The 19,658-nt window shown below is 62.5% G+C and carries 17 protein-coding genes; 7 read left to right on the top strand and 10 right to left on the bottom strand.

Translation table 11 applies throughout. The features are described from left to right. The first annotated feature begins 40 nt into the window (after positions 1 to 40). A complete protein-coding gene (locus ACSS7Z_RS11805) occupies positions 41 to 652 on the top strand; it encodes a flavodoxin family protein (RefSeq protein ID WP_438254974.1) in 612 nt (203 codons plus the stop codon). 20 nt (positions 653 to 672) lie between these two features. Here the strand turns inward: ACSS7Z_RS11805 and ACSS7Z_RS11800 are convergent, their stop codons facing one another. Continuing rightward, on the bottom strand, positions 673 to 879 hold the full coding sequence (locus ACSS7Z_RS11800) for a hypothetical protein (protein WP_438254972.1): 207 nt from the start codon (positions 877 to 879) through the stop codon (positions 673 to 675). Between the two features lie 67 nt (positions 880 to 946). Next, positions 947 to 1,360 (bottom strand): DoxX family protein, encoded by a 414-nt coding sequence (locus ACSS7Z_RS11795; RefSeq protein ID WP_438254971.1) that lies wholly within the window; start codon positions 1,358 to 1,360, stop codon positions 947 to 949. Between the two features lie 76 nt (positions 1,361 to 1,436). Between ACSS7Z_RS11795 and ACSS7Z_RS11790 the strand changes: the two genes are divergently transcribed. From ACSS7Z_RS11790 to ACSS7Z_RS11775, 4 genes are all read left to right on the top strand, one after another. Further along, positions 1,437 to 2,636 (top strand): sensor histidine kinase, encoded by a 1,200-nt coding sequence (locus ACSS7Z_RS11790; protein ID WP_438254969.1) that lies wholly within the window; start codon positions 1,437 to 1,439, stop codon positions 2,634 to 2,636. Beyond that, positions 2,633 to 3,250, top strand: a complete 618-nt coding sequence (locus ACSS7Z_RS11785; protein WP_438254968.1) for a response regulator — start codon at positions 2,633 to 2,635, stop codon at positions 3,248 to 3,250. The genes ACSS7Z_RS11790 and ACSS7Z_RS11785 overlap by 4 nt, the downstream gene beginning before the upstream one ends. A 132-nt stretch (positions 3,251 to 3,382) precedes the next feature. After that, positions 3,383 to 4,069, top strand: a complete 687-nt coding sequence (locus tag ACSS7Z_RS11780; protein WP_438254967.1) for a DUF4822 domain-containing protein — start codon at positions 3,383 to 3,385, stop codon at positions 4,067 to 4,069. A gap of 33 nt (positions 4,070 to 4,102) precedes the next feature. Beyond that, entirely contained in the window at positions 4,103 to 5,398 is a 1,296-nt protein-coding gene (locus ACSS7Z_RS11775) for an ankyrin repeat domain-containing protein (protein WP_438254966.1), read from the top strand. Positions 5,399 to 5,440: 42 nt separating this feature from the next. On the opposite strand, the gene ACSS7Z_RS11770 is transcribed toward ACSS7Z_RS11775, so the two are convergent. From ACSS7Z_RS11770 to ACSS7Z_RS11760, 3 genes are all read right to left on the bottom strand, one after another. Then, positions 5,441 to 6,649: a threonine/serine exporter family protein gene (locus tag ACSS7Z_RS11770; RefSeq protein ID WP_438254965.1), complete on the bottom strand. Its 1,209-nt coding sequence runs from the start codon at positions 6,647 to 6,649 to the stop codon at positions 5,441 to 5,443. A 137-nt stretch (positions 6,650 to 6,786) separates the two neighbouring features. Beyond that, the gene (locus ACSS7Z_RS11765; protein WP_438254964.1) at positions 6,787 to 8,961 is read right to left on the bottom strand and encodes a YhgE/Pip domain-containing protein; all 2,175 of its coding nucleotides are present in this window, start codon (positions 8,959 to 8,961) and stop codon (positions 6,787 to 6,789) included. Next, positions 8,958 to 11,129 carry a YhgE/Pip domain-containing protein gene (locus ACSS7Z_RS11760; RefSeq protein WP_438254962.1) on the bottom strand — a complete coding sequence of 724 codons (2,172 nt, stop codon included), beginning with the start codon at positions 11,127 to 11,129 and terminating at the stop codon, positions 8,958 to 8,960. Before ACSS7Z_RS11760 ends, ACSS7Z_RS11765 begins: the two co-directional genes overlap by 4 nt. Positions 11,130 to 11,348: 219 nt before the next feature. On the opposite strand from ACSS7Z_RS11760, the gene ACSS7Z_RS11755 reads away from it, so the two are divergent. Next, positions 11,349 to 12,314 carry a DMT family protein gene (locus ACSS7Z_RS11755; protein ID WP_438254961.1) on the top strand — a complete coding sequence of 322 codons (966 nt, stop codon included), beginning with the start codon at positions 11,349 to 11,351 and terminating at the stop codon, positions 12,312 to 12,314. 101 nt (positions 12,315 to 12,415) lie between these two features. Here the strand turns inward: ACSS7Z_RS11755 and ACSS7Z_RS11750 are convergent, their stop codons facing one another. The 3 genes from ACSS7Z_RS11750 to gad all read right to left on the bottom strand — a co-directional run bounded on the left by ACSS7Z_RS11750 (position 12,416) and on the right by gad (position 15,803). After that, positions 12,416 to 13,498, bottom strand: a complete 1,083-nt coding sequence (locus ACSS7Z_RS11750) for a linear amide C-N hydrolase (RefSeq protein ID WP_438254959.1) — start codon at positions 13,496 to 13,498, stop codon at positions 12,416 to 12,418. Positions 13,499 to 13,617: 119 nt separating this feature from the next. Continuing rightward, positions 13,618 to 14,328: a hypothetical protein gene (locus ACSS7Z_RS11745; protein WP_438254957.1), complete on the bottom strand. Its 711-nt coding sequence runs from the start codon at positions 14,326 to 14,328 to the stop codon at positions 13,618 to 13,620. Between the two features lie 74 nt (positions 14,329 to 14,402). Then, on the bottom strand, positions 14,403 to 15,803 hold the full coding sequence (gene gad / locus ACSS7Z_RS11740) for a glutamate decarboxylase (protein ID WP_438254955.1): 1,401 nt from the start codon (positions 15,801 to 15,803) through the stop codon (positions 14,403 to 14,405). A 329-nt stretch (positions 15,804 to 16,132) separates the two neighbouring features. Here gad and ACSS7Z_RS11735 point away from each other — a divergent pair, with 329 nt between their 5' ends. Further along, a complete protein-coding gene (locus ACSS7Z_RS11735) occupies positions 16,133 to 17,344 on the top strand; it encodes an ATP-grasp domain-containing protein (RefSeq protein WP_438254953.1) in 1,212 nt (403 codons plus the stop codon). Positions 17,345 to 17,395: 51 nt separating this feature from the next. Here ACSS7Z_RS11735 and ACSS7Z_RS11730 read toward each other — a convergent pair whose 3' ends face one another. Continuing rightward, entirely contained in the window at positions 17,396 to 18,619 is a 1,224-nt protein-coding gene (locus ACSS7Z_RS11730) for an alpha/beta fold hydrolase (protein ID WP_438254952.1), read from the bottom strand. Between the two features lies 1 nt (position 18,620). Then, the gene (locus tag ACSS7Z_RS11725) at positions 18,621 to 19,649 is read right to left on the bottom strand and encodes an FUSC family protein (RefSeq protein WP_438254951.1); all 1,029 of its coding nucleotides are present in this window, start codon (positions 19,647 to 19,649) and stop codon (positions 18,621 to 18,623) included. Positions 19,650 to 19,658: the final 9 nt, after the last annotated feature.

Raw genomic sequence — 19,658 nt, 5'->3', positions numbered from 1 at the left:
CCCCCTCCTGGGTGGGACGAACGGTGGCTAGCCTGCGGTCATGGATACTCAATTGACCGCACTGATGATCAACTGCACGCTCAAGCCGTCGCCCGCCGATTCCAGCTCGGACGTTCTGGGCGGACAGATCCTCGCCTCGCTTGCTGCGCACGGCGTCTCTCCCGCCAGCATCCGCGCGGTGGATCATCTGATCTTCCCCGGTGTGCAGACGGGCATGGGCGAGGGAGACCAGTGGCCATCGCTACGCGAGCAGATCCTGCGCGCAGACATTCTTGTTTTCGTCACCCCGACCTGGCTCGGACAGCACTCCAGTGTCGCTCAGCGCGTGCTGGAAAGGCTCGACGCCGAACTCAGTGAAACCGACGAAGAAGGTCTGCCGACCATGTTCAACAAGGTCGCGATCGCCGGGATCGTCGGAAATGAGGACGGGGCTCATCACATCGCAGCGGTCCTGTTCCAGGCGCTGAACGACGTCGGATTCACCGTGGCAGCACAGGGATCGGTGTATTGGAACGGGGAGGCGATGCAGGCTGTGGACTACAAGGATCTCGACGAGGTGCCGGAGAAGGTCGCACAAGCGACCGCTACTGCGACGGCGAATGCCGTGCACATCGCTGAACTGTTGCGTGAGCGCAGCTACTCAGCAGCCTGACCGCTCACGCCGTGCGGCGCTCACTGAGCGCCGGGACCGCCATCCCAGTTGTTGGCGCGACGCGTGGCACTGCCGGGCTGCCGCATGATCCAGGCAAGCGACAGGCAGAACGCCACGAGGCCCGCGCAGAAGACAAGCGCCTCGAAGCCAGCGACCTCGAAGGACTTACCCATCAGGATGATTCCGCCGAGGAATAGGACGACGTAGACGATAAAGCTGAAGATCACGATTGCCTCCTGTTGTGACTGCCTTGTCCAGGATACCCGGCGCCGCGACGGTCGCAGACGCTCCGCATCACGAGCATCTGCGTCGGGCTCGAATCGGCGGCGAGGAGGTGCTCCAGAGCGCCCATACGACAAGCACCGGCTGGAGCAGCAAGCGTGCGAATCGTCGACGATCAGTGTCCAGCAGAGGCGCGGATCGACCGGTGCGCCACTGGTGCACGTTCCCCGGGAACACAGCGACGAAGAAAGCGGCGACCGCCCATCCGATGCGTTTGCGCTCCTTCGGAAGCGCGACAAGTGCCACAGAGAGCATCACTTCGACGGCGCCGGATGCGACCACGATCGCGTCCTTGTCCAGGTGAGACAACCGTGTCGCCCAGTCCGGCACGGTGATGCGGAAACCGCGCCGCCCCCAGCTCAGGTGACCGAGCCCCGCGGCGGCGAGCAGAACGGCGAGGACCCAACGAGAGACGGTACGCGGCATCCTGTGCTCCTGTCGAACGTGACGTGCTCAGCGTACCGGCCGCGGGTGCAGGAGAGCTGTCTCGTAGTCTGATCTCATGGAAGCTTCGCGCCGTCAGCGCTTGAGCGCGATGGATCGCGTCGTCGATATCGGATTCGCCATCCTGCTCGTCGTATGCGGGATGCGGTATTTCAGCAGGCATCCGCTTGAGGGCGTCGGCTTTGCCGCGCTTATCCTCGCGATCGGAGCGGGTGTGAGCTACGCGATCGCGGTGATCGGCCGCCGCAGCCTCGATTCTGCTGCGCACGCTGCGGGACTGGACGCGGTCGGATCTAGACAGGCGATAGGACTCCTCATCGCTACGGGCTTCTGGCTGCCTCTCGCCGTGCTGGCTCCGTCCTTCGGATGGTGCGGTTTCGCGCTCTTCTTCGCGGTGCACAGAGTGATTCGCGGCCGCCTCGCGATCATCATCTCCGCTGCCATCGTCGTGGCCGTGAGCGTGGGGCTCTTCCTCATGTCGAATGGGGACGACCTCGGGTTGGTACTGGGTCCGTTCTTCGGCGGCGTCGTGCTCACCTACGCTTACACCGCGCTCGATCGTGCGCTGGACGCGCAACGAACGCTCATCGCGGAACTGGTCGATACACGTGAACAACTTGCACGTTCTGAGCGAGATGCCGGAGCGCTGGCGGAACGTGAACGCGTGGCCAGCGAACTGCACGACACGGTGGTGCAGCGAACAGCGACGGCTCTTCTCATGCTCGAATCAGATGACCTGCGTGGTGAGCAATCCACTGCGGTCGGGAAAGCGCGTGAAGCGCTGCGCGACGGCCTCGTGCAAACACGGCAGCTTCTTCACGGGCTCGCTGACCCGCGGGAGAGCGGCGTCTCCCTCGCTATCGCGCTTCAGGCGCAGGCACGGGCCGCGGGCGCAGAGTTCGTCGTCGTCGGGGACGAGCGCGCGGTCTCCGATACGATTTCTCACGCACTCCAGCGCGTCGTTCAGGAAGCTCTGGTCAACGCTCACAAGCACGCTCAGGCAACGTGGACACGCGTCACCCTCACCTTCTTCGACTCAGAGATCGGTGTGGACGTGGCCGATGACGGGATCGGGCTCGCCGCCGCTGCACACGACTCGACGATGATCGATTCCGGTTCCGGTGGCTTCGGCATTCGAGCGATGACGTGGCGCGTCGAGAACCTGGGCGGAATGCTGACCGTCGAGTCATACGCGGGCGAAGGAACGACCGTGTCCGCGATCGTGCCGGATGCCGCGCAGGAAGAGAGCAGATCATGATCCGGATTCTGCTGCTGGATGACCACCCTGTCCTGCGGCACGGCGTGAGGTCGTTGCTGGACACTCAAAACGATTTCGAGGTCGTCGCCGATGTGGGCTCTGCTGCGGAGGCAACCGCGGCAGCTCAGGGAATCGATGTCGCGCTCGTCGATCTCGACCTCGGCGACGATGTCCCAGACGGAATCGAAGCGATCCGCGAGATCCGCCGGGCAAGCCCGACCACGAGCGTGCTGGTGTTCACGGCCTACGACTCCGACGCAGATATCGTGCGAGCGCTGGATGCCGGGGCTGCGGGTTATCTCGTCAAGGACAGCAGACCCGCGGAACTGTTTCAAGCGATCCGCGCGGCCGCGGATAGAAAGAGTCGCCCGCACGGCGCGATCAGCGCACAGGCTCTCGAACGCATTGATCGACCGGGGGCGCTCACGCTGCGCGAGCTCGAAGTTCTCACCTTGGCTGCCGACGGACTCTCCAACCGTGACCTGGCGCGAGCGCTGCACGTCAGCGAGGCGACGATCAAGACTCACCTGCATCACGCCTTCACCAAACTTGGCGCGGATAATCGTCAGGCAGCGATTGCCATCGCGGTCAAACGCGGGTTCATCCGAATCTGAAGCATTCAGGTTCCTATCAGGCAGGTTCAACTGATCGATTGATGTGCCGGTTTTCTCGAATTCCTAACGTGGAATGTATTCGCTTCGACTACTTGAGTCGGAGTCTCACACTCACTTCAGGGAGAAGAAAACTTGACGAAGAATCGCATCGTGCCGACACGCCGCACCATGATCACCGCGTCGGTGGTCACCGCTGTAGCTATCAGCCTCGCCCCGACCGCAAGCGCATTCGCCGCTGAAACCACGGCCGCCCCCGTCTCAAGTATTACTGCTGCGGTTGCCACGCCGTCAGATGTACTGGCAGGCACACCGTGGGAGACCACAAGCGCCGTGGACCAGGACGGAAACAACGTCCCGCTGACAGACGAAAACGTCGCCAACTTCGTCGGCTGGGCCTACTACAACACCGACGGCACGTTCACGATGTACAACCTGGACGACACCCCGAAGATGCAGGGTGACTGGACCGTATCGGCCGACGGCTCAGAGCGTGTCCTCATCGCGAAGGACACCAACGGCGACGTGCTCTTCGAGCGCGCAGTGCCAATCACCGAACTCACCCCCGAAGAGTTCACCTACCGCGTCATCCCCGACGAGGCCAACCCCGAGGTCTACTACGACATCATCCACACTCCCACCGAGCACGCCGAGCCCGCAGCCACCGCCCCGGATGACAGCGAAGCCGGGACAGACGACGAAGGGCTGGCCGCGAGGGGCAATGCGGGCCCGATCGTTGCACTCGCTGCAGGATTGGTCGCGCTGGTCGGCGGTGTCGCAATCTACGTAACCCGCCGGATGCGCCCGAGCAACCAAGCCTGACCCGCCTGCCCACCTCTCCGAAAGGCCACCATCATGAGACCGCGATCGATCTTCCTCGCTGCCACCGCTCTGTCTACGGCTATCCTTCTTGCAGGCTGTGCCGCGACAGAGCAGACGCCGAGCACAAGCACGACACCCGCTCCGGAGGCGTCCGCAGAGGCTCTCGAACAGGAGGAGCTGAACATGAACCTGATTCAGGCCGCCTGGGCCAACGATCTCGAAACATCCGCGCAGCTCATCGCAGCGGGCGCCGATGTCAATGCCAAGGATTCAACCACTCAGAGCGCGTATCTGATCGCCACGAGCGAGGGGTACCTTCCGCTGCTGGAGCTCACTCTCCAGAACGGAGCCGACGTCGCAAGCCTTGATTCCTGGAACGGCACCGGCCTCATCAGAGCGAGCGAGCGGGGTCATGCCGACGTCGTGGGACGCTTGATACAGGCGGGGATCGACACTGACCATGTCAACAATCTCGGTTGGGTGGCGCTGCACGAGGCGCTGGTCTTCGCGAAGCCCGAACAAGTCGAAGCCTACGTAGACACCGTGCGCGTGCTCGTGGCAGGAGGAGCCGACGTGACTATTCCATCTGAACGCGACGGGATGAGCCCCGCGCAGCTCGCCGAAAAGCACTCTCTGACGCCTCAGTCCGAGTTGCTGCGCGCTGCTGCTGCTGCCGCTGCCGCTGCCGCTGCCGACGACGCTGCCACGGCCGACGACGCTGCCACGACCGGTGACGGTGAAGCCGACCAGCGGCTTCTCACGGCTGCGCAGGCCGGCGATGCTGATGCGGCAGCGCTCGCGCTGCGCGCCGGAGCAAATCTGGAGACACGAAATGATCTCGAACAGACTCCCCTTCTCCTGGCATCCGCTCATGATCACGTCGAGGTTGCTCGTCTGCTCGTCGCCCTCGGCGCCGACGTTGATGCCCTCGATCATCAGCACGACACCCCTTGGCTCGTCACAGGGGTAACAGGCAGCGTCGCGATGCTCGAAGCCCTTCTTCCCGCGGATCCGGACATGTCGATTCCCAATCGGTTCGGAGGACTCGCCCCGATCCCGGCTGGCGAACGCGGGCACGCAGATTACATCAAACGGGTCGTGAGCACAGGCGTGGACCTGGACCATGTGAACAACCTCGGCTGGACGGCGCTCCTGGAAACGGTCATCTTCGGAGACGGCTCCACGCGTTACCAGGACATCGTCGCCACGCTCATCGACGCTGGCGCAGATGTCACCATCGCAGACAAGAACGGTGTCACGCCTCTCGAGCACGCTCAGTCTCGCGGATTCGGAGAAATCGCGGCCGCATTAGAGAAGGCTTCTCGCTGACGGGCACAGGGCTCGCCCTGGCAGCACCGCTGGTACCGCCGCTCAGCGTATGCGACCGCCATGCCACGCGCGTGCGACAGCACCGGTGTCGCGGCTGATACCCGTGCCGATGACCATGCCGATCGCAATCGCGAAGATACCGCCGATGGTCTGCAGTAGGGCGTTTCCGCCACCGGCAGTTCCCACCACGGTCTCGGTCAGACCGATGAAGCCCAGAGTGCCGGGCACCATCATCCAATAGGCGCACGTGAGCATCACCGCGGGTTGCGGAGCGCGAGGAATATGCGAGGCGAGATAGATGGCAGGCACCGCGATGAGAGCCCCCACGAGCCCGGACAGCGTTGCGCCGAGGAGCAGGTGTCCGAGCAGCTGTCCGGCGTAAGCAACGCTCAATGCGAACAGAATCCAGATCAGGGAGCCTTTGGGCGCAACGGAATAGAGATAGTAGCCAACCGCCACGAACACGATGCCCACCCACGGAGCCCAGGCACCGAGACGATCTCCCGTGGCAGTGTGCGGGGTCGCGATGCCCGTGACGACAATGCCCATGTAGAGCCCGAAGGCCAGCAGCGAGAGAGTCGCGAAACCGTAGAGCAGACGGCTCGCGCCGGCGATGATCTGACCATTCGTGAGTTCGACAGTGGCGATCGTGAGAGTCAGCCCCGGAAGCATGCTGGCGATGGCAGGCGTGACGAGGCTGAGCATGCTCTGACTCGCCAGCTCAGGAGCGATCAGTCCGGCGATCGCCGTTGCGATGAAAGCAGCCACGACCGGGAGCACGAGCGCGAGCGTGCGCACCCGTGAACCCAGCAGCACGAGCAGCCCGACGAGCAGCCCGAGCGCCGCATATATGGGCAACGCCGGCAGCGTGGGGCTCAACACGAGGCCGAATCCGACGGTCAGCAGGACGTGACCGCTCAAGGATGCCCAGAAACCGAATCGTGGCGGAGTTCTGATGATCTGCGCTACCTCTTCCGACACGGCCGCTGGCGCGAGTTGGGTTTCGGCCGCCCGGTGCATGAGGCGTTCGATTGCATCGACCTGGTCGAGGCGCAACGCGGGCTGATCGGCGTCGAACACCGATGTGTTCGCCGGCACGGCCAGCGGATCCTCGATCAACACGAGGGTAGGAAGGGTGATGATGCGCAGTTCAGAATTTCCATAAGTGCCGGCCAATGAGCGAAGCGATGCTGCCACCTCATTGGTGGGCTGCGACCCGGCCAGCAGCATACGTCCGAGCATGCCGAGCATGTCGACCAGCTGCGCGTCATGCGCACTGGTCGGTGGCGCGGAGTCTTCCTTCTTAAGGACAGACAGCGCACGTTGCAGGCGCGTTCGGCGAAGGTTCAGAACTATCCTCCCGGTCGTGGATGGTGACGACTTCGATCTCACATGAGTTTCGTCGACTTCAGCATGCCCTCCATCTTCGCGTTGACGCCGATGAGCGGCTTGCGCAGCGCCAAGCCCAGAAGCAGCATCGGCACGATGAACGCGAGCAGCAGACCCAGTGAGATCCAGTAGTCCGCGTGGTAGATGCCGGCAAGCGCGGCCCGGAAGGCGTCGATGGCATGCGTGGCCGGCAGGAACGGACTGATGTTCTGGAACCATTGCGGTAGCAGGACGAGCGGATACGCACCTCCGGCACCTGCGACTTGGATGACCAGCAGAAAGACTGCTAGCGCCTTTCCTGCATCGCTGAACGACACCACGAGCGTATAGATGACGAAGGTGAAGACGAGCGAGGTCACCCAGCCGAGCAGGAGGAACAAGAACGGATGCACGGGTTGCAGCCCAACGATCAGAATGTTCCCGAGGAACACCAGGGTGCTCTGAGCCAACCCGAGCAGCGCGAAAAGACCGTAGCGACCGAGGAACCGCTGATGGAGCTTCAGCTCGGGCCCGCCGTCGAAGGGCCGTGCGGGCGGGTCGACGCGCAAGGTCACGCACATCAGCAAAGCACCAACCCAGAGCGCAAGGGTCGAGTACAGCGGTGCCATCCCGGCCCCGAAGCTCACCACCGGGAACAGCGGAATCCGATCGAGTCCGATGGGCTGGGACAGCGCGGTGGCCAGCACTGCCGGGTTCGAGCCGATGATCTTGCTGATCTCACCGAAGTCGCCGGAGTCGACTGCTGTGGACAGCAGGCCAGCGACCCGCTCAACCTCCACTGCGGTATCACCCAAGGTTGTGGCGAGTTCGCCATTCTGCGCTACGGCATTGTCGAGCATGCTGGTGACGCCGTTTGCTGTGTTGCCGAGGCCCGCGACGCTGCCGGCGACGCCCCCGAGCCCGATACTGACCGCGTTGAGTGTTGTTGCGAGCTCATCAAGCGTTGGCTTGAGGTTGTTCGTGAACACGGCCCCGGCGTTATCGAGTGAAGCCTGCGCAGCCACGATCCGTCCATCGATATCGGCACGGAACCCCTGCACATCGTTGTTGCCCTGAGCCACGCCGTCCGCCGTCTCCTGAAGGCGAGATTGCAGAGCCTGCTCCCCGGCGATCGCAGCGTCAAGATCTGCCACGACGGCATCGAGCGCGGGGCGCTCTTCGTCGGACAGCGTCGGCGCTACGTCGTTGATGAGTCGCTCTCGCAGCTGCACATGCCGATCGATGAGGTCGCCAATGTCGGTGACCATCACCCCGATCAGCTCGACGCTGGACGCGGCATCGGAATCGAGGCCAGAGAACACTCGATCGACTTCGCCGGAGAAACGGCCGAGCTGAGCCGAGCTGGCTTCGAAGGCCGCAGTCAGCACATCGGACGCGTGAATGACCGCAGCATCCGCATCCTGCGCGGCGGCGAGACCTTCCTGGATCTTTCCCGTCGCGGTAGAGAACTCGGATTCGACGGCTCCGAACAGGCTGGAGCTACTACTGACCAGCGGGATGCTCGCTTGGAGGATCCCCGTGAACATCGTGGCAGTGCCCGATGCTGCACGCAGCTGCGCTGCCACGTCGCTGATGTGCGCCTCGATGCGAACGAATGTTGCCTGAGAGTCACTACTGCCCAGGTTCTTCGCGATCGACGAAACGAGGCTCAAAGCGATGTCGCTGAGCTCGTTCATGAACTCGGAGTTGATCTTCGCAGAAAGGTCGTCGGCGCCTTCGCTGGTGATGAGGGGTGCCAACGGATTCGATTTGTCGTTGGTGTAGTAATTGATCTTGGTCTGCTGGGAACCGGCCGTATAGAAGGTGAGCATGCGCTCGCTGAAGTCTTCCGGCAACACCATCGCGGCGTAGTACTCACCGGACTCTGTGCCGGCGATCGCATCTTCCTTGGTTGTGATGACCCAGTCGAGCTGGTCGTTCGCACGAAGCGCTGACTCGACCAAGCTCGCGATGTTCAGGTGGATCGGGATCAGCGGGCTGGTGTAGCCCTTGTCCACGCTCGCCACAGCGACCTTGAGGTTCTTGGTGTTGTCGAAAGGCTCCCAGCTGCCGATCACGTTGAACCAGGTGAACGCGGAGGGAATGACAACGAGTCCGCACAACACAATGACCGCCATCACATTGCTTGTCACGCGACGCAGGTCCGATCGGAACTGCTGCACGATTCCCCTCATCGCTTGGACTCCAGTTCCGCCAGCTCTTCACGCAATTTCTCTTCGGGCATGTCCCCCACCTCCGCGGAAAGGCGCAGGCTGTAGCGGATGTACTCCAGTGCGACCAACGCGACGAAAACGATGATGAGCCACAGAATCCACAGACCCACGAATTCGATCTTCGTGCTCGGGAAGACTATTGCGCACACGGCCAGCACCAACACACCGATCAGCCCAACGACGACGATCCCGCTACGGAACCCTCGGTATGACCGCGCGAACGGCAGGGCACGTTTCTTGAGGCTCTCCTTGTATCTGGCGCGATTGGCCAGGGCACGCAGCACGTGATTGAGCCGGTAGCCGCGGCCGGTAGGAGCACCGTCCTCGCTGGTGAACAGCTCCGTTTCGCGGACCTGGCTCGTGAACAGCCGCGTGACGTTGGCGACGTGTCGTCGAAGCACCAGCCCGAGGAAGAAGGACAGTACAACGAAAATTGCCAGCATCCCGAGGTAGCGCCAATAAGCGAACCCAGCGAAACCGCTGATCACCTCACGCATTGCGTCGATCCCGTATGTGAACGGGAAGAAGGGGTACAGCGATTGGAAGAACTCCGGCATGAGCTGGATCGGATAGATTCCAGAAGCTCCCGGGATCTGCATGATCACGAGAACGACAGCGAGCCCCTTGCCGACGTACCCGAATGTCACAGACAGGGCGTAGATGACGCTGAGATAGGCCAGTCCGATCAGTATCGGCGTGACGACGAATGCGAACACGTTGACGTGTTGCACCCCGATTATCAGGTTGCCAATGCTGAGGACGATCGCCTGCATCACAGCGATGCACGCGAACAATGACCAGCGACCGAGGTACTTCTGACGTTCCGTGACGTCGGCGATATCTTCATCGTCAACATCAAGCTTCAAGATCACGACGAGCACGAAAGCGCCGATCCACAGCGACAGGTTGATGAACAGAGCTCCCATCAGCGATCCGTATGCCGGGGTCGGGAAGATGGTGTGCTGATCCACTTGCACGGGCGTCGCCATGAACTCAGCAATCTGCTCGGCATTCAGATGAGTGAGGGCCTCAAGATCTTGGAAGAGGGCCACCCCTCCCAGCGTCTGCAGATCAGAGACCGCGACGCCCATATCCGCTTCCACTGCAGCGAGGTTGCCATCGAGACTGCTCAGCGCGCTCGATGTCTGCTCGAGCTGGTGGTCAAGGCCTCCCAGCAGAACCGACGACTCCCCCAGAATGACACGCTGCGCGTCCACCGCCGCTAAGAGCGCACTGCTCGCCGCGCTCACGCGTCCGACGGCACCCAAAGCACCTGAGGCTGCCTCGCCCACTTCTGCGGAGCCGATCACATGACCAGTCGTCGCCTCTCCGGCGAGTTGAAGCAACTCCGTCTGGGCGCGTTCCGCGAGTGCGCTGACGTCGGTGAGCGTCGTCTGAGCATCTGCGAGGGCAACGTCGATGTCGCCCAAGACCACTTCGCTGCTTTGCAATCCCGCCCGTGCATCGGTGATATCACCGTCGAGCACGCTCAGGCTGGCACGAGTCTGCCCAATGGCCTCCGCTACTCGCTGCAAGTCGCTGACGACTTGGGCCTCGGCGGCCAGCAGGTCATCTTCGGCTGCGACGCCACCCTTCTGGATCGCCGTCGCGACAGCATCCGCGACCTGTTGGGTGAACGAGTCAGTGATCTGCGTCTGCAACGTTGTTGCCCCGGTGTCAGTGATCTCCGGCGTGACTCCGTTCTCTTTCTCATTGACGTAGTAGAGCAACTTGGGTTTGGTGAAATCCCCCGAAGTGATGCTCAGCAGATCCTTCGAGAAGTTCTCAGGAACGACGAACATGGCAAAGCTCTCGCCGCTGCGCACGGATTCCATGCCGGCGTCCTCTGAGAGGAAATGCCAGCCGAGATCGTCGTTGTCTTTGAGCTTTGCGACGAGCTGATCGCCGACATTCACCTCGCCCGTGAGCGAGTTGGATGCCCCAGCATCGAGGTTGACGACCGCGATGCTCAAGTTCTTCGTGTTGTCGAACGGGTTCCAGAACGCCGTGATGTTGAACCATGCATACAACGCGGGCGTGATGAGGGCACCACCGATGATCACAAGTGCCAGCGGCACACGAACGAGCCGTTTGATATCCCGTTTCAGAACCCGCCAGACATTGCGCATTCGTTCGCCCCTCACGACACCTGATCAGTCCTACACCGTCGGACGCGACGCCTCCGACGGTCAATCCATAGCTCCGATGTGCCCTACCCTAGCGGCAGGCGAGCGCCGCGACGCGCACCCCTCAGAAATGTGCGAGATTGCCGGCCTGGTCGGTGTTGCGCGTGCCCGGTGGATAGACTGAGGCCCGATTGCGACCGCCCGGCAGTGAGAGGCCCTCCGTTGTCACACACCACAATGCACATCCTCGGCATCAGCCTTGCCGTGCTTTCCGCCGCAGCGTTGTCGTTCGGAAACCTCTGGCAGGCCAGGGGCATCGCGATCGCCACCGCAAGCAAAGGCGACGGCAAGCTCTTCATCACGATGGTCAAGACGCCGATCTGGTTGCTGGGCACCGCGTTCTACGGGCTCGCAATACTGCTGCAGGTGGCCAGCCTCGCCTTCGCTCCCCTGATGCTCGTACAGCCCGTCGGCGTGCTGGCTCTCGTATTCGCGGTCTTCCTCGGCGCGAAGATGTCCGGCAAGATGCCCACTCGCGGGATCTACCGATCGATTCTGCTGTGTTTGGTCGGCGTCATCGCATACGTGATCATCGCAGCGCAGGTGAGCAAACAGAAGGCGATCACGGACGCGGAGCTCATCGGGGTGCTGGTCGCGCTCTGCACCGGTCTCGTCCTCGCGGCCGCTGCCTGGCTGGTCAGCCGCGGCAGATCGAAGCTCGCCCCCATCGTCTACGTCCTCTTCGGCGGGCTCTTCTCGGCGTTCGTCGCAGCGCTCGGCAAAACGGTGCTCCTGCGCGTGCAGGGACTGTTCGCCGGGCATCCGTTCACGCTTGACTCCGAAGGCATCCTGACCCTCGCGTGCGTGCTCGGCATCGGTGTGGCCTCGGCTCTCTCGATCTACTTCGTCCAGACGGCGTACACGTGCAATCCGTCGGATGTGGTCGTCGCCGGCACAACGGTGATCGACCCTGCGATCTCAGTGTTCATCGGAATCGTCATCTTGCACGAGGCTGCGGGCGCATCTGTCTGGTCGCTGCTCGCGATCGGCGGTGCAGGTATCGTCGCCACGATCGGCGTCTTCAAGCTTGCCCAGGCCGAAAAGCTCGAAGAGGCTCCTGATGCGGACGTCTCCCAGACGCGAGATGCTGACGACGCAGACGCGCCCAGCGACCTTCCCGAACGGTGACCACGGAACCCCTGCGGCCGCTCATCAGCCTGTGAACACGAAAGGGGACCGGCCCGTCTCGGACCGGCCCCCTCTCTTCGTATGCTCGCGGGCAGAGAGCGTCAGCTGGCCTTCGCCAACTTCAGAGCCTTGAAGCCCTTGGCAAGCTGAGCGAACTCATCCTGCTTGCGCGCGACGAACTCAAGCGCCTCACGCCCGGTGTCCACAAGGCCGAGACCGAGGTCGTCGACTGCCTCGAACTTGTGGCTGCAGTCCCCCGCGAGACCGCCTTCGAGCGAGAGCTTTCCGATCAGATCCAGCTTGAGGATCTCCGTCCCCTCGTGGAAGCTCATCTTCTCGAAGTCGATCCACACGATGTTGGGGCGCGTCGTCGATTCGAATGCGTAGCGCTTGTTAGTCATATCCGCGACAACCTGCCAGATCGTCTGCGATGCATCCGGTTTCCCGGGCTCCGGAGTCCGGAACGGCTGCGCAGCGTTGCGGATGATGCTGAACATCGCCGCCATCGCCTGTAGCTCGGTCTTCGGCTGCACCTGGTGCTCGATGTAATAGGAGGCACGAGCGAAGCGGTCCGACGCAAGCGTCGACCCGGGAAGCGGCTTGTCGCCGCCGAGGCCATCGATCTCCTTGACCAGCTCGAGCTGCTTGTCGAAGGTCGGGGAGTTTGTCATGACCTTGTAGTCACGGTTGTGGTAAACCGTCGCCGACCCCTGGGTGTACTCGATGATCGCGGAGTCACCGGTGGCATCGTTGATCGCGAGGTGCAACGTCGGGACGAGATGTCCAGTCGGATCGAACAGCTGCGCGATGCGTACATCGCTGCTCTTCGTCCATTCAACGGCTTCGGCGACCGTGGCGAAGTTGTCGAGGTAGTACTGCAGCCAGATCGACTGGCTGAGCTGAACATCAGAGTCCTCGGGCTTGCCGTAATTCGACTCCGCGAGCCACAGGATGTGTCCTGCGAGGCCCTCTTCGTTCATGCCATCAGTAGCGATCAGGTCGAACGCCGTCGCGATGACGCTGCCGTACTTCGCCTTCCATGTGAGCTTGCCGTTAGCGCCATCCTTGCGTTCGATACCGCGGGGCATTTTCCACAGGTTGGTAAGCAAATCCATGTGGAAATCCATGTTTCGGCCGACGATTACCGCGCCGTTTGCGTCGGGCCAGAGTACTCGTGTGCACATTGGGTTGGTTCCCTTTCTTTGCATGCACTCCTGGAGTGCGTTACACCGGTATCGAGGTGATCCGATGAGAATAGGTGCTCAGCATCCTCCAACGGATGCGGAGAGAACGAGCCGAACTTTCATCGCTTCGCCGGCTTCTTGAGCGGCACCGTCGCAGAATCGAATCGCACGGTGTTCCAGGGCATCTTCGGCAGCGCGATGACGGAAGCTCCGACAAAGCAGAGCGCGCCGATGAACGTGCCCCAGTTGGCGACGTTCGCGTCTTTACTGCCGCCGTCGTCCGTCACGAAGGCGCCGATCGCGGAGACGCCGAACGCGATGCATCCCGCCATGTTGACGTGGGCTGCCCACCAGGCGGGCTTGGTCAGGCCCCACAGCGTGTCTTGCTCGCGATAAAAGGCTATATAGACGAAGAAAGCGCTGATGAGGAAGGCTGCCGAGCCACCGGCATCGGGATTCCACACGAAGTGCTTCTCCACGGCGACGGATTTCGCGGTGAGTGCCGTCGTCGTACTCACATTGAAAAGGATCGTGCCGAAACTCTGCGTCGCCGCAGCCAACCACTCGGCACGGAACGCTTTCGCCTGACCTTTATGGACGCGGACCGTCGCGTCACCACTGAGAACCAGCTGGAAAAGTCCGGCTGTGGTGAAGAACCACGCGCCGATGAAACAGACCCAGTTGGTGAATGCGACGTCACCGAATCCCCAGATCGAGGCCGCCGATCCGAGAGCGAACAGCGAGCCTCCAATAATGAAGTACACGCTCTGCTTTGTGAGACTCGGCGTGAGAAAGGGCGCGCGGAGGTCGGCGCTCGGCTTCGATGTCATCGCGGATTCCGTTCGGTTACAGTCGGCTGAGTTCGGTGGTGGGTGCCGCCATTCAGCGGCACCCACCTCAACGGTCAGTGCGCGAAGCTCTGCTTCTTCGCTTCACGCGGGAGCGGCGTGGACAGGCCCTCCAGGTACGAGACCTCTTCCTTGATCGCGGTTAGCAACGTACCCGCAAGATCCTTGCTCAGGTCGGAACGCACGACGATGCGCTGCACGATCATGTCGCTCATGTTGTCCGGCATCGGGTACGCGGGGACGAGCCAACCACGCATGCGGAGTCGATCGGCGAGGTCATACAGGTCCCAGTTGCGGTCTTCCGCAGTGAGCCGCCATGCGAACACGGGGATGGTGTCCCCCTTGCTGACGAGTTCGAAGTTCTCCATCTTGGCGATCTCTGACGACAAGTAGGTCGCCACGTCGATCGAGCCCTGCTGGATCGCCGTGTAGCCCTCGCGGCCCAAACGCAGGAACTGGTAGTACTGGAGCAGCACCTGCGAGCCGGGGCGCGAGAAGTTCAACGCGAGCGTCGGCATGTCGCCGCCGAGGTAGCTGACGTGGAAGATGAGGCTCTCCGGGCAGACCGCCTTGTTTCGCCAGACAACCCAACCGACGCCCGGGTAGACGAGACCGTACTTGTGACCCGAAGTGCTGATCGAGTTGACGCGGTCGATCCGGAAGTCCCATTCAAGGTCCGGCTGGCAGAACGGTGCGACCATTGCACCGGAAGCACCGTCCACGTGGATCTTCACGTCGACGCCCGTGTTCGCTTGAATCTCATCGAGCTTCGCAGCGATCTCCTTGACCGGCTCATAAAGCCCCGTGTAGGTCTGACCGAGGATGGCGACGACACCGATGGTGTTCTCATCGACATACTTCTCCAGCTCGAAGCCGTCCAGCACGAGGTGCTCCTCGCTCACCGGAACGTAACGAGCCTCGACATCCCAGTAATTGCAGAACTTCTCCCACACGACCTGCACACCGGACGAGAGCACGAGGTTCGGCTTCTCCGTTGACTTGCCTTCCGCCTTGCGACTCTCCTGCCACAGACGCTTCAGCGCGAGACCGCCGAGCATGCAGGCCTCAGAGGAACCGATCGTGGAGGTACCGATGGTGTCGTCTGCGTCCGGCACGCTCCACAGGTCGGCGAGAATCCTCCAGCAGCGGTCTTCGATCTCCGCAGTTGCGGGGTATTCGTCCTTGTCGATCATGTTCTTATCGGCAGCTTCGAGGTGCAGCTTCTGCGCGTTCTCATCCATCCAGGTGGAGACGAACGTGGCGAGGTTGAGCCTGGAGTTGCCGTCGAGCATGGCGGTGTCGTGCACGATCTGGTATGCGGTGTCCGAAGCCATCATGCCTTCGGGCATCTTGAACTTCGGAAGCGTCGAGGCTTCGCCCGGGCGGGTGAAAACTGGGGCAAGCTCAAGCGCTGCATCGGAGCTCTGCTCGGACGCGATACGGAAACGTTCTGACATGGATCGTCCTCTCGGATGTGAAAGATGGAAATACAGTCGTCCGCACTTGGTGCGGATCAGCGCGATCGGCATCCGCCTCAGAAACGGACTCGTTCGACTACTCGGCAGCCGCAACGAAGCCTGATCCGGTTCGCTGCACCCGCATGGAAAATGGGCGACAATACGCGCCGCTTCTCGTTTCACCCCCCTGTGCAACCTCAGTTACCGGTCACCATAGCAGTGCCGAACGACCAAGGGATATCGCGTCGGCCGGGCGTGTACGTCAGCGGCTCGCCGATCCGATAGTCTCAGCGTGAAATGTTCATGCTGCCCCTTTGAGAGGACGCTCGATGCGCATCCTGGTCACCAGTTCACGTAATACGTTCGCCTTAGATCTCATCCGAAAGCTCGGCAGCGCCGGCAATTATGTTGTCGCCGCTGACACTTTCGCAGGCGCGATGGGAAGCCACTCCCGATTCCTCGCCGCACACGAGGTGACGGCGTCACCACGGTTCGAGACTGATCAGTTCATCGCGGATGTGAACCGGATCGTCGCCGCGCACCAGATCGACACGATCATTCCCACCTTCGAGGAAGCCTTCTACCTCGCAGCCCGGGTCGCGGACCTCTCCGAAGGCGTCCGCCTCTTCACCGGCAGCTTCAGTGCGCTCGCGCAGCTTCACGACAAGGGCAGTTTCCAGCGCCTCGTGGAGCGGGCGGGAGTGCCCATTCCCGAAACAGTCGTCGTCTCCGACGAGGAAGAGCTCCACGAGGCGATCGCCCGCTTCCCCCAGTTCTTCGCGCGCGCCGTCTACTCGCGAGGCGGTGTAGGACTGCTGACGAACACCGGCCCCCTCGCGGGGAAAATGGCCGTCGAAGACTGCCACCCAACCCCCGAGCAGCCCTGGCTGGTCCAGCCGTTCACAGACGGGCCCATGATCTGCACGTACAGCGTGATCGTGAACGGTCGGGTCACCGCGCAGTGCACGTACAGTGCGCCGGAACAGTGGGCGCACAGCACAGGCATCGCGTTCCTGGCCGAAGACAGCACGAAGACGCTCGAGTACACGCAGAAACTCGTTGACGAGCTCGACCCGACCTTCACCGGCCAGCTCTCATTCGACTTCGTCAACCACCATGGCGAGCTCTACGCGATCGAGTGCAACCCGCGTCCGACGAACGGCGTGATTCTTCTTGAGACCGCAGAGTTCCTGAAGGCATTCAGCGGCGAGGTCGACGAGCCCATTCTCGTTCACCCGGGCGTGGAGCGCCAGGTCCGTCTCGCGGTGTTCGCTGACTCGTTCGCGGAACCGGTCAAGCACCTGAAGACTTCGCTGCACGACCTGCTGCACGTGCACGACATCGGGCACGGATGGCACGACTCCCTCGCAATGATGTGGGGACCGGCCGCGCTCGTCCACGGCGCCAAGCTCGCCGACGGACATCGTGAGGAACTACTCAAGGCGATGGGCGCGGACATCGTGTGGAACGGTGAGCCGATCACTGGCATGACCGACGAAGACGCCGCGGCACTGATGAACGTACACGCGCAGCGCGTCTGACGCTCGCGAAAGCACAGGCCAACGGTTACGGTAACCCGTTGGCCTGTGCGCCTAGTTCTTGCCGCCAATCACCGCCGCGAGCACACCGGGTGCGCGTGCGGCAATGCCCTTGCGAGGCAAGCGGTCCAGTTGTGCAACGATTCCAGGCAATCCATTCTGTTTGCCACGGACAAGCCAGTCGAGCGCGTTCAAGAGTGCAACGGGATGGGTGTCCAGCGCGCTGTGCCCGTTCTCGATCGGCACGGTGATCGTCTGGGGTGCCGCCGCCACGACACGCGCTGCGATCGCGGGGGGTGTGCGCAGGTCCCGGGAACCGGTCAACACCACCAGCGGCCAGTCGAAGCGTTGCACGCCGGTGATCAGGTCGAACGGCTCCCTCTCGAACGCAGGGAACTGCGAAGCGAGTGGCGCGTATGTCAGCGCCGGATCGAGCGGCAGCCCGTCGCCCTGTCCCCCATAACCAAGTTCGCGAAAGCCGATCGTTCCGGCAAGATCGAACTCGTAGATACCGGGGAAGCGGATGAGCGAAGAATCCCGCGTGGCGTATGACTCCAGCGCCCGCCATGCCCAGCTGCGCTGCCAGCGCAGCCGATGACGAAGCAACGGGATCAAGAGCGCGTCTCCGCCCAGCTCATATGCGGCACGCGCTACGTCCAGCAGTATGCGCTGACTGATCCCGGCCTCGGCAAGGCGCCGAACGAGACGCGCTGATTCGCCGTGCGCATCCCACAGCACCCCGCGTACGGCGGCTCGTTCGATGTCGATGTCACCTGCGGACTGGAGAGCTGAGTCAAGGAGCATCCCTGCGACGCGATCAGGGTACGCGACTCCGAAGCTCGAGGCGAGGTAGCTGCCGTATGACGATCCGACGATGTGCGCCTGCTGAACCTTTTCGTGATCGAGAACTGCCGCGATGTCACCGAGCACCTCAGTGATCTGCATGCTCGAGCGAGGGAGGTCTCTTCCGGACACGTCTTTCCGTGACAGCCCGATGCCGCGGTGCTCCACCATGATCAGGTCGAGCCCCCGCCGGGATGCCAGGCTACGCAGTACCCGATAGGGCAAGACCGATCCCAGACCCGGTCCGCCCGGGATCACGACCGCGGGCGGCCGTTGTCCGACCGGCCCAGTGCGGACATAGGCGAGGTCGAATGCCGGCGCGTCAGCGGTGGCGGGACGGCGCACGAACCGCACGCCCGACGTGCGTTTGGCGATCGCCAGCAGCACTCGATCCAGCGGTCCTCTCTGCTGCGCGGCTTCAGCTGAGCGTGTCATCTCACTGGCGTTCCGAGGATCTGAGACCGGCGCGGCCATATCCGAGGAAGTTCACCAGCAGCGCGGCAACCACCGAGAGCCCGGCGCCCACAAGGGTGAACCCTAACCGCTCCGCATCGAGCAACAAGGTACTTACGTCCGACGTGTCCATAAGCACGACGGTGATCGTGAGGAAGAAGGCGTATTGCCAGTACGGCTTCTTCAGGAGCATGAACAACAAGCACAGCCAGAGCGCCGGTATCGCCAGGTAGATCAGCACCCCATCGGGTACACCGAGAAGCGAAATCAGCGAGACCACCACGAACCCGGCGAGTGTGCCCAGCACCCGGCCCCACGTCTTCGCGCGCGAATAGAGCTGCTGCGGATCAGCGAGCACGTAAAGCGTGAGTGTGATCCAGACCCAATGCGTCTTGACATCGGTGGTGGTCCCGATAATCATCACCGCCGCAGAGAACAGTCCGAGAATCGCACCGTAGATCAGTGGAATACGGAGATTGTGCGCTTCCAACGGCTTCAGAGCGCGCTTGCCTACGGCCAGGTGCAGAACAAGAATCGTCCAGAACCCGACGGTGATCATGACGACGATCACGCCGATAATGTACGTGGCATCGATGACGGCGGGATTGTTGAAGAGCGCCGGAGGCTTGAGCATGAAATAGGGCGTGAGTATCGGCAGCTGCAGCACGATTTTGCCAACGCCTCGACTGGCCGCGAAGCCATATGCCAGCCCCAGCAGTAGCAAGATCAGGGCGAGCGCCCATGTCTGTCCGTGCAGCAGGACTGAGACCACGCCGAGTACCGCCAGGGAGGCCACGATCGCCGCCCCACCCCGTGGGCCACCGCTGATCCAGCCGAAGGACGCTGCCAGAACCCCGTAGAACGCGACCTCGCTGATGCCGGGCACCCAGTTCGAGGCGATCAGCACGGGCGCGGCGATGATCACCAGACCGACGAGCAGCTTCAGAGCGAGGCCGACGATGCGCCTTCGACCTGCCGCTGCGGGCGAGGCCTCCACTGTGGAACCTTGCATGCTCACTCC

The organism is Microbacterium wangyouchuni (assembly GCF_051546305.1).
Classification (GTDB): Bacteria; Actinomycetota; Actinomycetes; order Actinomycetales; family Microbacteriaceae; genus Microbacterium.
The sequence above is the reverse complement of the archived record's forward strand: the minus strand, read 5'-3'. Positions and strand labels throughout refer to the sequence as shown.